The sequence below is a fragment of the Streptomyces sp. P3 genome (genome assembly GCF_003032475.1).
GTDB lineage: Bacteria > Actinomycetota > Actinomycetes > Streptomycetales > Streptomycetaceae > Streptomyces.
Map to the genome: position 1 here is coordinate 8,904,382 of NZ_CP028369.1, position 14,492 is coordinate 8,918,873.

12 protein-coding genes are annotated in these 14,492 nt (G+C 70.6%); 11 read left to right on the plus strand and 1 reads right to left on the minus strand.

The genetic code is table 11. From position 1 onward, the window contains the following. Window positions 1–447: 447 nt before the first annotated feature. Window positions 448–1,254: a helix-turn-helix domain-containing protein gene (locus C6376_RS46620; protein WP_216825656.1), complete on the minus strand. Its 807-nt coding sequence runs from the start codon at window positions 1,252–1,254 to the stop codon at window positions 448–450. A gap of 745 nt (window positions 1,255–1,999) precedes the next feature. Between C6376_RS46620 and C6376_RS39635 the strand changes: the two genes are divergently transcribed. From C6376_RS39635 to C6376_RS39685, 11 genes are all read left to right on the plus strand, one after another. Further along, complete coding sequence (locus C6376_RS39635) at window positions 2,000–3,181, plus strand: ROK family transcriptional regulator (protein WP_107447950.1); 1,182 nt, start codon at window positions 2,000–2,002, stop codon at window positions 3,179–3,181. 291 nt (window positions 3,182–3,472) lie between these two features. Continuing rightward, window positions 3,473–4,996: a sugar ABC transporter ATP-binding protein gene (locus tag C6376_RS39640; RefSeq protein WP_107447951.1), complete on the plus strand. Its 1,524-nt coding sequence runs from the start codon at window positions 3,473–3,475 to the stop codon at window positions 4,994–4,996. After that, on the plus strand, window positions 4,993–6,021 hold the full coding sequence (locus tag C6376_RS39645) for an ABC transporter permease (protein ID WP_107447953.1): 1,029 nt from the start codon (window positions 4,993–4,995) through the stop codon (window positions 6,019–6,021). Before C6376_RS39640 ends, C6376_RS39645 begins: the two co-directional genes overlap by 4 nt. A 102-nt stretch (window positions 6,022–6,123) precedes the next feature. Next, window positions 6,124–7,173 carry a substrate-binding domain-containing protein gene (locus C6376_RS39650; protein WP_107447954.1) on the plus strand — a complete coding sequence of 350 codons (1,050 nt, stop codon included), beginning with the start codon at window positions 6,124–6,126 and terminating at the stop codon, window positions 7,171–7,173. Between the two features lie 68 nt (window positions 7,174–7,241). Beyond that, a complete protein-coding gene (locus C6376_RS39655) occupies window positions 7,242–8,456 on the plus strand; it encodes a Gfo/Idh/MocA family protein (RefSeq protein WP_107447956.1) in 1,215 nt (404 codons plus the stop codon). Window positions 8,457–8,487: 31 nt separating this feature from the next. Further along, entirely contained in the window at window positions 8,488–9,495 is a 1,008-nt protein-coding gene (locus tag C6376_RS39660) for a sugar phosphate isomerase/epimerase (RefSeq protein WP_107447958.1), read from the plus strand. Window positions 9,496–9,998: 503 nt separating this feature from the next. Continuing rightward, window positions 9,999–11,150: an inositol-3-phosphate synthase gene (locus C6376_RS39665; protein ID WP_254076262.1), complete on the plus strand. Its 1,152-nt coding sequence runs from the start codon at window positions 9,999–10,001 to the stop codon at window positions 11,148–11,150. A gap of 101 nt (window positions 11,151–11,251) precedes the next feature. Continuing rightward, window positions 11,252–12,133 (plus strand): SCO3242 family prenyltransferase, encoded by an 882-nt coding sequence (locus C6376_RS39670; protein ID WP_254076450.1) that lies wholly within the window; start codon window positions 11,252–11,254, stop codon window positions 12,131–12,133. Continuing rightward, window positions 12,130–13,008, plus strand: coding sequence for a sugar phosphate isomerase/epimerase (locus C6376_RS39675; RefSeq protein WP_107447962.1), 879 nt, complete (start codon window positions 12,130–12,132; stop codon window positions 13,006–13,008). Before C6376_RS39670 ends, C6376_RS39675 begins: the two co-directional genes overlap by 4 nt. Beyond that, the gene (locus C6376_RS39680; RefSeq protein ID WP_107447964.1) at window positions 13,005–13,643 is read left to right on the plus strand and encodes an EboA domain-containing protein; all 639 of its coding nucleotides are present in this window, start codon (window positions 13,005–13,007) and stop codon (window positions 13,641–13,643) included. The genes C6376_RS39675 and C6376_RS39680 overlap by 4 nt, the downstream gene beginning before the upstream one ends. Next, on the plus strand, window positions 13,643–14,491 hold the full coding sequence (locus C6376_RS39685; RefSeq protein ID WP_107447965.1) for a TatD family hydrolase: 849 nt from the start codon (window positions 13,643–13,645) through the stop codon (window positions 14,489–14,491). The genes C6376_RS39680 and C6376_RS39685 overlap by 1 nt, the downstream gene beginning before the upstream one ends. The last annotated feature ends 1 nt before the right edge of the window (window position 14,492 follow it).

A 14,492-nucleotide genomic window follows, 5' to 3' on the forward strand; every position in this document is an offset into this window, starting at 1 on the left:
TGGCCGACGAGCCCGGCTACCGGCGGCAGATCAAGAGCCAGGCCAACCTCCGCCGTCCGGCGGCGCGCAGACCCGGACCTCCGCGGCGCGAGCCCGCAACCACACCGCGAGTCCCACCGGCGGATTCACCTCCCGCGGAACCCACAGTCGAGAAAGGCGCACGTACTTCGCGAATCCCTGATTTCCCTGAGTTCTGGCCTCGGTCGACGATTCTGCGCCACGACCGGGGCCTTGCCGCAAGGCCCCCCTTGCGCTATAAGTTGAGAGTGGCAAGGAGTGGGTAACCTCCTTGCCTTTGCTTTTTGCCGTCCGTTGTGAACGGACAAGACCTTCCCGCATCGGGGCCCGCGACGCGCGGTCGACGGCCGAGGTGTGGTCGCCGAAGGCGGCGATCCTCGCCCATACCCCACCGCGTGTGAGGGCCGGTGTTCCGGCTGACTGAGTGGATCAACGCCGGGCGTCGCCGGGTGCGAGCAGGCTGGTGACTTCGGCGATCGCCTCGGCTGCCCGGCCCCGGACGACGGTGCGTGACGAACACCGGCCCGCGGGGGCTGGCCGAGCACCCGGGCATCGCGGTCGTCCGCGTGACCGTGCCCCGTTCTTCGCCGAGGGTGCCAGGATCGGGCACCCACCCGCGGTCCAAGCCGCCGACTGGTTCCACCTCTGGCGCAACCTCGGCCGGCTCACCGGCCCCGCGCCAGGACGCTCCGTCGAGCTCGAACTCCAGCCGGACCGCTGGTGCTTCGTCCCGGCATTACGGGTCCGCCCGCGCTTTGCGGGGCAGGGGGCGTGCCCTTCCTCACCTGGTCGAACCCTTTGCGGGGCACCTGGATGCACCGCCCTGCCGCAGGCGGGCCTGCCGCTCGCCCTCCGGCCTCTGCGATTGGTCCCGTACCGGGTCAGGCGGTGGTCCAGTCGCGCAGTTGCCGGGCGATCCGGGCGACGCCGAGCGCTCCGGTCACTGCCGTGATGGCGACGGAGGTGGCCGACTATCTGCTCGGGTGACCACTCCTCGCAGAGGAGGGTCAGGACCGTCTGCCTGAGCGCCGGTCTGGCGGCGAGCAGGCACTGTTTGGGGCGCCGGGCGCGGTCAAGTGCCCGTTCCTGCCCAGCGATTGCCCGGTAGACGTCCCGTCCGCCGTTGTTGCCCACCTCACGGCTGATCGTCGACACCGCACGCCCCAGCAGGCCGGCGATCGCCCGGCAGGAACGGCCGGCGCAAAGCCCGCGTGAGATCTCCTCCCGCTCACTCAAGGTCAGGCTTCCAGCGCGTGCCCTGCGAGGCGCGGGAGCGATTCCTCCGATGCTTGAGGACGGTGAACACCGAGCCGGGCGGCTTGCCGATCTGTCTCGAGACGACGCTGATCGACTCCCCGGACCTCCACCGCCGCCACAGGTCGGCCTTCATCTCATCAAACATCCCCGGCCGACCCAATCTCGCCACGTATACCGCCCTCAACCAGCACTGTTGCTCTGACCGGTTGAATCTAAGATCTGACCGACCGAGCGGTCACCGCGCGGGACAGCTCGACGATCTCAGCCTTGGACTCCGGCGTGAACGAACGGCGAGGCCGAGGCTTCTGCTTCCCATGCTCTCCATGACGGACATCCCCCCGGGGCAGAACCCCTGATCTCCGATGTCCGTCAAAGCGGATCAAGCCCTGCCCGAGAGTGTGTCGATGGCGATGACGCGTGTTCTGGGGCGCCTGCCCCCGGCCCGATGTTCCACAGCGTACGAGCCTGGCGCTGCCCTTGCCGCTGCTCGGCGGGCCTGAGCCTGCCTCCCCGGCTCCGTCACCCTCGTGCATGGCTCCAAGTGGACATCCATCCGGACTTTGTCCTGGGAGTGGGAAAAGATCTGCGGATCTGTTCCTAAGTTCTTCTCGGTTCAGTAAATCGCTGCTACGTTCCTTACCAGAAGCCGGACGACTCCGCCGACGGAGGCAGGGGCCTGGATCCCCAGCCAAGGGCGCGGGGAAGGGAGGGGTTCGTGAGACGTATGACTGCCCGACCTGAGAACACGCATCAGGCGCGGCTGCTTCGTCTGCTGCGTGACAGCGGGTCCAACTCCCGTGCCCAGCTGGGTGATCTAGTAGACCTGTCGCGTTCGAAGCTGGCTGTCGAGGTGGACCGTCTGCTGGAGACGGGGCTGGTCGTCGCGGACGGACTCGCCCCCTCACGGGGCGGCCGGCGTTCGCACAACATTCGGCTCGCGCCGACGCTGCGTTTCCTCGGCGTCGACATCGGCGCCACGTCGATCGATGTCGCCGTGACGAACGCGGAGCTGGAGGTCCTGGGGCATCTGAATCATCCGATGGATGTCCGGGACGGCCCGGTGGCGGTCTTCGAGCAGGTGCTGTCGTTGGCCGCCAAGCTGAAGGCATCCGGTGTCGCGGAGGACTTCGACGGCGCCGGCATCGGGGTCCCGGGGCCGGTCCGCTTTCCGGAGGGTGTGCCGGTCGCGCCGCCTATCATGCCGGGCTGGGACGGCTTCCCGGTCCGGGAGGCGCTCAGTCAGGAACTGGGCTGTCCGGTCATGGTCGACAACGACGTGAACCTGATGGCCGTGGGGGAGCAGCACGCGGGCGTGGCGCGTTCCGTGCGTGACTTCCTGTGCATCAAGATCGGCACCGGCATCGGCTGCGGGATCGTGGTCGGTGGCGAGGTCTACAGGGGGACGACGGGCAGCGCCGGCGACATCGGTCATATCCTGGTGGAGCCGGGAGGCCGTGCGTGTGCGTGTGGCAACCGAGGTTGTCTGGAGGCGCATTTCAGCGGTGCCGCGTTGGCCGCTGATGCGGAGGAGGCCGCGCGTGCGGGCCGGTCGGTGGAGCTTGCCGCTCGCCTGGAGACGGCCGGGCGTCTGACGGCCGCGGATGTGTCGGCTGCTGCGGCGGCGGGGGACGCAGTGGCTCTGGAGCTGATCAGGGAGGGCGGGGAGCGTCTGGGGCAGGTCATCGCCGGGCTTGTCAGCTTCTTCAATCCTGGGCTGGTGGTGATCGGCGGCGGTGTGACCGGGCTAGGGCACACGCTGCTGGCCAGTGTCCGGACCCAGGTCTACCGGCAGTCCTTGCCGCTGGCCACGCGCAACCTGCCGATCGTGCTGGGCGAGTTGGGGCCGACCGCCGGAGTCATCGGCGCGGCCCGGCTCAGCAGCGATCACGTCTTCTCACCGGCCTGACGGCTACCGGGCCCCGTCGGACACGGATCACCATGAGCGCCACCGCAACCCGGTGGCATCGCCATAACCCCAGGGCGCCGCCGCACCCCATAGACCGCCGTACCACCGCACGACGCTTCGGCGACCGGGTCCGGCTGCCGCGCCCTGGTCGCATGGCCGCCAGGCCATCTGCCGCTCACCCCGTACGCCCCGGCGCACACGACGCCAGGGGCTCCCCAGCGCTGCCCACCTACCCGAACCGCCCTGTCCAGCCTGCCCGCTCACGGCCCGCATCCGCCGAGGGGATCCTTCATGGCACCACGACCACCCCTGCTCACCATGTCCGGCATCACCAAGTCGTTCCCGGGCGTCCGCGCCCTGGACGGTGTGGACCTCGACGTCCAGGCCGGCGAAGTCCATTGCCTCCTCGGCCAGAACGGCGCCGGCAAGTCCACGTTGATCAAAGTGCTCGCCGGAGCCCACCAGCCCGACGGCGGTGAGATCACCTGGCAGGGCGAGTCCGTGGCCCTGGGGTCGCCGATCACCGCCATGCGTCTCGGGATCGCCACCATCTACCAGGAACTCGACCTGATCGAGGGGCTGTCCGTCGCGGAGAACGTCTTCCTCGGGCACGAACCTACCTCCGCCGGGTTCGTCGTGCGCGGCTCCGCCGCCCGTACGGCGACCGCGGCACTGCTGAAACGTCTGGGGCACTCGGAGATCGATCCCGCGCGGCTCGTCGGCGACCTGTCCGCGGCGCAGCAGCAGATCGTCTCGATGGCCCGCGCACTGTCCCACGAGGTTCGGTTGATCGTGATGGACGAGCCGTCGGCGGCGCTCGACCCCGAAGAGGTGGACAACCTTTTCAGGACCGTGGGCGACCTGACGGCTGAAGGCGTCGCCGTCATCTACATCTCCCACCGTCTTGAGGAGATCCGGCGCATTGGCGACCGGGTCACGGTTCTCAAGGAGGGTCGGTCCGTCGCGGGCGGTCTGCCTGCCAAGTCCACACCCACCCATGAGGTCGTGGCCCTGATGACCGGGCGGAATGTGGAGTACGTCTTCCCAGAGCGTCCCGCGGCGGGGTTCGCCGCGGGGAGGGAGCCGGTGCTGAAGGTCGAAGGGCTGAGCAGGCGAGGGGAGTTCGCGCCCGTCGATCTGGAGCTGCGGCCCGGTGAGATCGTCGGTCTGGCCGGGCTCGTCGGGTCCGGGCGCAGCGAGATCCTGGAGACGGTCTACGGGGCTCGCAAGCCTGACGGCGGCCGTGTCCTCGTCGACGGCACGCCTCTGCGCCCCGGCAGCGTCCGTGCCGCCGTTCGCGCCGGCATCGGCCTCGCGCCCGAGGAACGCAAGGCGCAGGGCCTGCTGATGCTGGAGTCCGTCAGCAGCAACGTGTCGGTCTCCACCCTGTCCCGGTTCGCCCGCGCGGGCTGGATCGACCGGCGTGCCGAGCGAGCCGCGGCGCACCAGGCGGTTCGGGAACTGTCGCTTCGGCCGGACAATCCCGATGCCGCCATCAGGACGCTGTCCGGCGGCAACCAGCAGAAGGCGGTGCTCGCACGCTGGCTGTTGCGGGGCTGCAAGGTGCTGTTGCTGGACGAGCCGACCAGGGGTGTCGACATCGGTGCCAGGGCGGAGCTCTACGCAGTGATTCGCCGGCTGGCCGACGAGGGCCTGGCCGTACTTCTCGTGTCCAGTGAGGTGCCCGAGGTCCTGGGGCTCGCCGACCGGGTGCTGGTGCTCCGTGAAGGCAGCGTCGTGCACACGGCAGACGCCCGGGAGCTCGACGAGCACCGTGTACTCGATCTTGTGATGGAAGGGAGCCTGACGCCATGACGCAGCCGGCCGCTGCGGCGCAGAAGGAAGCGCCGATGTCCGCCGCCGAGTCCGCGGGGGACCAGGAGAGTTCCCGCCGACTCGGTGTGCGGTGGGACGTGCGCACACTGTCCCTGCTCGGAGTCCTCGCCGTCCTCGTCGCGGTCGGTGGGATCACCGCACCGGACGAGTTCCTGGCGACGAGCAACCTGCAGCTCATCCTCACCCAGGCGTCCGTGATCGGCGTCGTCACCGTCGGCATGACGTTCGTCATCACCAGCGGCGGGATCGACCTGTCGGTCGGCGCGATCGTGGCGCTCGCCTCGGTGTGGGCGACGACCGTGGCCACGCAGGAGTTCGGCTTCGCGGGCATCCTCTTCACCGCCGTGGTCGTCGGTGTGGGCTGCGGTCTCGTGAACGGTCTGCTGATCGCCTACGGCAGGATGGTGCCGTTCATCGCGACGCTGGCCATGCTCGCCTCCGCCCGTGGCCTGGCGCTGCAGATCACGGACGGCAGCACCCAGATCGTGAGCGTCGCATCGGTGCTCGATCTGGGTGCCAGGGACGCCTACGTCCTTGGCATCCCGCCCCTTGTTCTCATATTCGCCGCGGTCACCGTCATCGGCTGGCTGCTGCTCAACCGCACCACCTTCGGACGCCGCACCGTCGCGGTCGGCGGCAACGCGGAAGCAGCCCGCCTGGCCGGCATCGACGTCCGCCGCCAGCGCCTGTACCTGTACCTGCTGTCCGGACTGTGCTGCGGTATCGCCGCGTTCATGCTGATCGTGCTCGCCGGCTCGGGCCAGAACACCAACGGCAACCTCTACGAGCTGGATGCCATCGCCGCGGCGATCATCGGCGGCACGCTGCTCAGCGGAGGCCGCGGCACCGTCGTCGGCTCCGTCCTCGGTGTCCTGGTCTTCACCACGATCACCAACATCTTTGCCCTGAACAACCTCGAGACCGCTGTCCAGCAGATCGCGAAGGGCGCCATCATCGTCGCCGCCGTCCTGGTCCAGCGCCGCTCGCCGCACGGCGACGCCTGACGCCGTGCCCCACACCGCCGGACGGCGGCCCCTGACATCGGCGTCCGGCGCCCCCACATCCTCCATCTGACGCACACCGCCCAGTCGAAGGGTCGATCCGCCATGGCAAGAACCCCCGCCACCAGCCGCAGAGCACTGCTGTTCGGCACCGCAGCCGTTTCCGCCGGCGCGCTGCTGACGGCCTGCACCAGCAATGAGTCCAAGGACCAGGAACAGGCCGCGGACAACGCCGCCCCGGTCGCGGACGACAAGCCGGGCAAGGCCGTCACCATCGGCTTCGCCGGCCCGCAGGCCGACCACGGCTGGCTCAACGCCATCAACTCCAACGCCAAGTCGCGTGCGAAGAAGTACTCGGACGTCACGCTGCAGATCACCGAGGGTTCCAACGACACCGCCCAGCAGATCGGCCAGATCCAGACACTGATCAACAAGAAGGTCGACGTCCTGGTGATCCTGCCGGCGGACGGCAAGGCGCTCACCCAGGTCGGCCTGCAGGCCATGGCGGCGGGTATCCCCGTCGTGAACCTGGACCGTGTGTTCGCCTCCCCGCAGGCGTACCGCTGCTGGATCGGCGGCGACAACTACGGCATGGGCCTCAACGCCGGCCGCTACATCGGCGAAAAGCTCAAGGACAAGAAGAACGCCAAGGTCGTCGAACTCGCCGGCCTCGACAACCTCGAACTGACCCAGCAGCGAACCAAGGGCTTCGACGACGCCCTGAAGAACTACCCGAACATCCGAAAGGTGGCGCGCCAGGCGGCCGACTTCACGGTCGAGTCCGGTCAGGCCAAGATGGCGCAACTGCTCCAGGCCCAGTCGCAGTTCGACGCACTGTGGAACCACGACGACGACCAGGGCGTGGGCGCGCTGCGCGCCATCGACCAGGCCGGCCGCGATGACTTCCTGATGGTCGGCGGCGCGGGCGCCAAGTCCGCGATGAACGCCATCAAGGCCGGAAACAGCGTGCTCAAGGCGACCGTCCTGTACCCGCCGACGATGGCCGCCTCCGCCATCGACCTCGCCCGGGCGCTCGGCCAGGGCAAGGGCGTCGGCGGCCTCGCCGAGTTCGAGATCCCGTCCTCGCTGACGCTCTATTCGGCCGTGGTCACCAAGGACAACGTCGACCAGTACCTGCCGACCGGATTCATCTGACCGGCACGGGCCGCGGGCCTCGCGAAGACAGCGATGAGTCAGTGACACTCCGACGAGGAGGAATCCGTATGGAACAGAGGGACAGTCGAACCGCACCGCCGGCACTCGGCGTGGGCATGGTCGGCTACGCGTTCATGGGCGCCGCGCACTCACAAGGGTGGCGCACCGTAGGGCACGTGTTCGACCTGCCGCTGCGACCGGTGCTGGCCGCGATCGCCGGCCGCGACGCGCACGCCGTGCGGGCGGCGGCCGACAAGCACGGCTGGGCGGCGGCGGAGACCGACTGGCGCGCCCTCGTAGCCCGCGACGACGTGCAACTCGTCGACATCTGCACACCGGGCGACAGCCATGCGGAGATCGCGATCGCGGCGCTGGAGGCGGGCAAGCACGTGCTGTGCGAGAAGCCGCTCGCCAATTCGGTCGGCGAGGCGGAGGCCATGGTGGCGGCCGCCGAAGAGGCGCGCTCGCGCGGGCAGTTGGCCATGGTGGGCTTCAACTACCGCCGCGTTCCCGCCCTGGCCTACGCACGCCGGCTGATCGCCGACGGCAGGCTCGGCACGCTGCGCCACGTGCGGGTAAGCTACCTCCAGGACTGGCTGGTCGACCCCGACTTTCCGCTGACGTGGCGGTTGCAGCGGGAGCACGCGGGGTCGGGGGCGCTCGGCGACCTCGGCGCGCACGTCGTCGACCTCGCCCAGTACCTGGCGGGTGAGGCGCTGGTCGGCGTCTCCGCTCAGATGGAGACCTTCGTCAGGGAACGCCCCCGCCCCGCCGGCGCCTCCTCCGGCTTGACCGCTTCCGGCGGCAACCGGCGCGGTCCGGTGACAGTCGACGACGCTGCCGTCTTCACCGGCCGGTTCTCCTCGGGGACGCTCGCCGTGTTCGAGGCGACCCGGATGGCGTCGGGGCGCAAGAACGCCCTGAGGCTGGAGCTCAACGGCGAGCTCGGTTCGCTCGCCTTCGACCTCGAGCGGCTCAACGAGCTGTCCCTCCACGACCACGGGGAGCCCGCTGCCACGGCGGGGTTCCGCAGGATCGTCGTCACCGAGCTCGAGCACCCGTACCTGGAGGGCTGGTGGCCGCCGGGCCACGGGCTCGGCTACGAGCACACCTTCGTCCACCAGGCCCGGGATCTGGTGGAGGCCATCGCGTCCGGCACCGATCCGATGCCGTCGTTCGCCGACGGTCTGCAGGTGCAGCAGGTGCTCGCCGCGGTGGAGGAGAGCGCGCAGAAGAACTCCGTCTACACCCCTGTCCAGGCCGTCCAGGCCGAAGTCCGGTAGAGATCCGGCAGGAACCCCGCTCGGAGGCGCCATGCCACGCCCGTTCACCCTGTTCACCGGTCAGTGGGCCGATCTGCCGCTGGAGGAGGTCTGCCGACTGGCCGCCGAGTTCGGCTACGACGGACTCGAACTCGCTTGCTGGGGCGACCACTTCGAGGTCGACAAGGCACTGTCCGATCCGTCCTACCTGGCCGGTCGGCACGCACTGCTGGAGAAGTACGGCCTGAAGTGCTGGGCGATCTCCAACCATCTCGTCGGCCAGGCCGTCTGCGACAACCCCATCGACGAACGACACCAGGGCATCCTGCCCGCCCGCATCTGGGGCGACGGCGACCCGGAGGGCGTACGGCAGCGGGCCGCGGCCGACATCAAGGACACGGCGCGGGCCGCGGCCGCCTTCGGCGTCGACACGGTCGTCGGTTTCACCGGATCGTCGATCTGGCATCTGGTGGCGATGTTCCCGCCCGTGCCGCAGCGAATGATCGAGCGCGGCTACGAGGACTTCGCCGAGCGCTGGAACCCGATCCTGGACGTGTTCGACACCGAGGGCGTCCGCTTCGCCCACGAGGTCCATCCGAGCGAGATCGCCTACGACTACTGGACCACCCACCGCGCGCTGGCGGCGGTGGACAATCGGCCGGCCTTCGGGCTCAACTTCGACCCCAGCCACTTCGTCTGGCAGGACCTGGACCCGGTCGGCTTCCTGTACGACTTCCGGGACCGGATCTACCACGTCGACTGCAAGGAGGCCCGCAAGCGGCTGGACGGGCGCAACGGCCGGCTCGGCTCCCATCTGCCCTGGGGCGACCCGCGGCGCGGCTGGGACTTCGTCTCCGCCGGGCACGGCGACGTCCCCTGGGAGGACGTGTTCCGGATGCTGCGTTCGATCGGCTACGACGGTCCGATCTCCGTGGAGTGGGAGGACGCCGGCATGGACCGCCTCGTGGGTGCGCCGCAAGCACTCGCCCATCTCAAGCGGTTCGACTTCGACCCGCCCTCGGCGTCCTTCGACGCCGCCTTCGGAAGCGGCGACAACTAGGGCAGGCCCCAAGCACCCCGACACGGAGCTCGCTCCCTGGAATGAGCCAGGCCGAGGCCCGGCGGCGGCAAGGCCGCCGGGCCGGTCCGGGATGCCCGGACACGCCTTTGTCCTGAGCCTGGAAAAAGTTCGACTTCCTTCTGCATAAGGTCTTTCCGTCGAGGACAAACCGGGCTACGGTCCCGTCTCGTGCACCGCCGCCACACGGTGGTTCGACAGTGACGGCGCACACCCCACCGGTTGCACAGCCCACCGCTCGTCCGACCGGACGACGGAGGACGTCTGTGCACAGCACAAGGCCAACCGCCGCCAAGGATCCCGCGCTTCTCACCGGCGACGTTCTCGCCGCCGACTCGTTCGCCGTAACCGCGCCGACCACGAAGCCGTCCTCCTGGGCCGCGGCCAGAGTCCGCCCTATGCCGACGGTGGGCGGGGAAGTCAGCCCCGCTCCCGCCCACCGTCCTCCAACCGCATCGGAACATCGACATGGCAGGGAGGCACCCGTGAACAACGACGGGAACGCATCGCAGCCCCGGGCCGGCGGGCAGACCGCACGCACCGGAGTCTGGTTCGTCGGAGCCCGCGGATCGGTGGCCACCACCGCCGTCGCCGGATGCGCAGCGCTCACTGCCGGACTGCATCCGCCGACCGGCATGGTCACCGAGACACCACCGTTCGCCGGCACCGGCCTGCCGTCCCTGTCCTCGCTCGTCTTCGGCGGCCACGACACCGCTCACTGCCCGCTGCCCAAGCGGGCCGAACACCTCACCGACGCGGGCGTCCTGCCGCACGGGCTCGCCTCCGCCGTGCACGCCGAACTGCAGGCCGCGGACGACGAGATACGGCCCGGCGGCCCCCTCCCGGGTGACACCCGCGGCGACGAGGAACTCATCAGCGACTTCGCCGCCGATCTCCTCTCCTTCCGCACGCGCAACGCACTGGCACGGACGGTCGTCGTCAACGTCTCCTCCACGGAGCCGCTGCCCGCGCCCGAGGCCGTACGACTGCCGCCCAGCTCGCTCTATGCGGCCGCCGCCCTGCGAGCCGGCTGCCCCTACGTCAACTTCACGCCGTCCACCGGGCTGCGGACCCCGGCCCTCACGGACGCCGCCGCAGCCGGCGGGCTTCCCCACGCGGGCCGTGACGGCAAGACCGGCCAGACGCTGCTGCGGTCCGTGCTCGCCCCGATGTTCGTCCAACGCGCCCTGGACGTACGGGCCTGGTCCGGCGCCAATCTGCTGGGCGGAGGCGACGGCGCGGCGCTGGCCGACCCGGCCGCGGCCGCGGCCAAGAACGCCGGCAAGGAGCGCGTCCTGACCGAGACCCTTGGGCACACACCGCAGGGCGAGGTACACATCGACGACGTACCGGCGCTCGGCGACTGGAAGACCGCCTGGGACCACGTCGCCTTCGAGGGCTTCCTCGGCTCGCGCATGATCCTGCAGACCATCTGGCAGGGCTGCGACTCGGCCCTGGCCGCACCGCTCGTCCTGGACCTGGCCAGGCTGGTCGCCCGCGCCCACGAGGCGGGCCTGTCCGGCCCTCTCCCGGAACTGGGCTTCTACTTCAAGGACCCCGACGAGGGCCCGTCGGGCCTCTCGGAGCAGTTCACCGCCCTGCTGTCGTTCGCCGACCGACTGCGGGGGGCGCGGTGATCCGCTCCGTCCTGTCCCGCCTCGCACCGCCGGCGCGCACCCCGAAGCCCACCCGGCCCAGGAGCGGTCGGCGCCCCGCGAACGCCGCACCGAGGACGCAGTTGCGGGACTGGGCCGAACTGCTCCGCGTCTCCGCGCTGTTCACCGTGCCCGGCGACGCCGTCGCCGGAGCCGCGGCCATCGGTCTGCGACCCAACCTGTGCACGGCGTACGCCGTGGGCGCCTCGCTCTGCCTCTACGAGGCCGGCATGGCGCTCAACGACTGGGCCGACCGCGACGAGGACGCCCTCGACCGTCCCCACCGGCCCGTCCCGTCCGGCCGTATCACCCCGACGGCCGCCCTGGGCGCCGCCGGACTCCTGAGCGCCGCAGGACTCGCCTTCGCCGCCCGCGCGGGCCGCCCCGCACTCGCGGCGGCGTCGGCACTGACCGCCACGGTCTGGGCGTACGACCTCCGACTGAAGCACACCCGTGCGGCCCCGGCGGCGATGGCCGCGGCCCGCGCCCTGGACCTCCTACTCGGCGCCGCGGCCACCATGAGATCCCGTCAAGGACCGGTCCCCCCACCCTCCGACGCCGTCCTCCGCGCAACGGCCCCCGCCCTCGCCCTGGCCGCCCACACCTACGCCGTCACCGCCGTCTCACGGCACGAGACGCACGGCGGTTTCCCGCTCACCTCCCTCGCCGCCCTCGGCGCGACGACCACGCTCGGCCTGTTGCTGGCACGGACACCCGCGACGACTGGGCCCCTCCCGGCAATGACGGCCGCCGCATACGTCCGCACCACCGCGCTTCCCTGTCTGCACGCCGCCCTCAACCCGTCCCCGCCCCTCACCCAGCGTGCCGTCGGCGGCGGGATCCGCGCCCTGATCCCGCTCCAGGCCGCACTCGCCGCCAGGTCCGGAGCGAACGTCAGCGCCCTCGCCGTGCTGGGGCTGGTACCCGTGGCCCGCACGCTGGCACGGAAGGTGAGTGTCACATGAGCCGCCCACAGCGACTCCGCCTCGGTTACGGCACCAACGGCCTCACCGACCTCCGCCTCGACGACGCTCTCGGCCTGCTCGCCGACCTCGGCTACGACGGCGTCGGGCTCACCCTCGACCACATGCACCTCGACCCACTCGCCCCCGATCTCGCCGCCCGCACCGCCCAGGTCGCCCGTCGGCTCGGTGCCCTCGGCCTCACCACGACCGTCGAGACCGGCGCCCGCTACGTCCTCGAGCCGCGCCGCAAGCACGGCCCCTCGCTGCTCGACGCGGACCTCGAGGGGCGTGCCGCCCGCACCCGGCTGCTGCTCACGGCGGTCAACGTCGCCGCGGAACTCGGAGCGCACGCCGTGCACTGCTTCAGCGGCGTCACGCCTGCCGGCACCGACGACGGCACCGCGTGGCAGCGCCTGAGGGAGGCGCTCGCGCCCGTGCTCGACGCCGCGGACGCCGTCGGCGTGCCGCTGGCGATCGAACCCGAACCGGGCCATCTCCTCGCCACCGTCGCCGACTTCCACCGGCTCCGCCGGATGCTGGACGAACCGGAGCCGCTCGGCCTGACCCTCGACATCGGCCACTGCCAGTGCCTGGAACCAGAGCCGCCCGGTGAGTGCGTCCGTGCCGCCGCACCATGGCTGCGGCATGTGCAGATCGAGGACATGCGCCGCGGAGTGCACGAGCATCTGCCCTTCGGCGACGGCGAGATCGACTTCCCGCCCGTGCTGGAGGCCCTCGCCGCCACCGGCTACCAGGGCCTGACCGTCGTAGAACTGCCCCGCCACTCCCACGCTGGACCCGAACTGGCCCGATCCTCCTTCGAGTTCCTCCAGGCCGCGGCGGCCACCACTACGAAGGGAGCGCCGGCAGCATGACACGATCCGCGCCCTGGACCCGTGACACCGTCACCGCGGCGCTTCTCGCAGACACCGCACGCACCTGGTTCGATGAAGCGCTGACCGACGCGGCACGCGCGGCCCAGGCCCCGCCGACCACCCCGTCCCCGTACCTCGCCCACACCTGGGAACTGCGGTTCGCCGCCGCCGGGCGGCACTGCGGCAACGACAACGCGGACGCCGTCCGGACTCTGCTGCTGATCGAGGCCCGGGCGGGGCTCGAAACCCTGACCCGGCTCTACCGGCACGGCAGCGCTGCCGAACGCCGCCCCGTGCTGCGGGCGTTGCCCGCCCTGGTCGCAGGGCCTCATGCCGTGCACCTCGTCGAGGACGCGCTGCGCAGCAACGACACCCGGCTGATCGCCGCCGCCGTCGGCCCGTACGCGGCCGCCCACCTCGATCCGCACGCCTGGCGGCATGCCGTCCTGAAGTGCCTGTTCACCGGCGTCCCCCTCGACGCGGTCGCGGGCCTGGCGCACCGGGCGGCCGGAGACGACGAACTGGCCCGCATGCTCACCGACTTCGCCGCCGAGCGAACGGCCGCCGGCCGTGACCTCCCCGACGACCTCGGTCGCCTGCTGACCCTTACGGGCGAAGAGCCCAAGGAGCTGTGATGCGCATCTTCGACCCGCACATCCACATGACGTCCCGCACCACCGACGACTACGAGGCCATGTACGCCGCCGGTGTGCGCGCCGTCGTCGAACCCTCTTTCTGGCTGGGCCAGCCCCGCACCTGTCCGGCCAGCTTCTTCGACTATTTCGACGCCCTCCTCGGCTGGGAGCCTTTCCGCGCCGCCCAGTACGGCATCGCCCACCACTGCACCATCGCCCTCAACCCCAAAGAGGCCAACGACCCACGGTGCGCGCCGGTCCTGGACGCCCTGCCCCGCTACCTCGTCAAGGACGGCGTCGTCGCCGTCGGCGAGATCGGCTACGACTCCATGACACCGGCCGAGGACACCGCGCTCGCCGCCCAGCTCCAGCTCGCAGCCGACCACGGCCTGCCCGCCCTGGTCCACACGCCCCACCGTGACAAGTTCGCCGGTCTGCTCCGCACCGTGGACGTCGTCCGCGAGTCGAGCCTGCCCATGGAGCGGGTGCTGCTCGACCACCTCAACGAGACGACCGTCAAAGACGCGAAGGACAACGGCTGCTGGCTCGGCTTCTCCGTCTACCCGGACACCAAGATGGACGAGGACCGCGTGGTCGGGATCCTGAGGACTTACGGAACGGAGAAAGTCCTCGTCAACTCGGCGGCTGACTGGGGGAGAAGCGATCCCCTCAAGACCCGCAAGGTCGCCGACGCCATGCTCGCGGCCGGCTTGGGCGAGGACGACGTCGAACAGGTGCTGTGGCGCAACCCGGTCGCCTTCTACGGACTCAGCGGCCGTCTCCAGCTCGACGTCCCCGACGCGGAAGGCCTGCACGAGGGCAACTCCATCCTGCGCGGGGGTCAGTAGG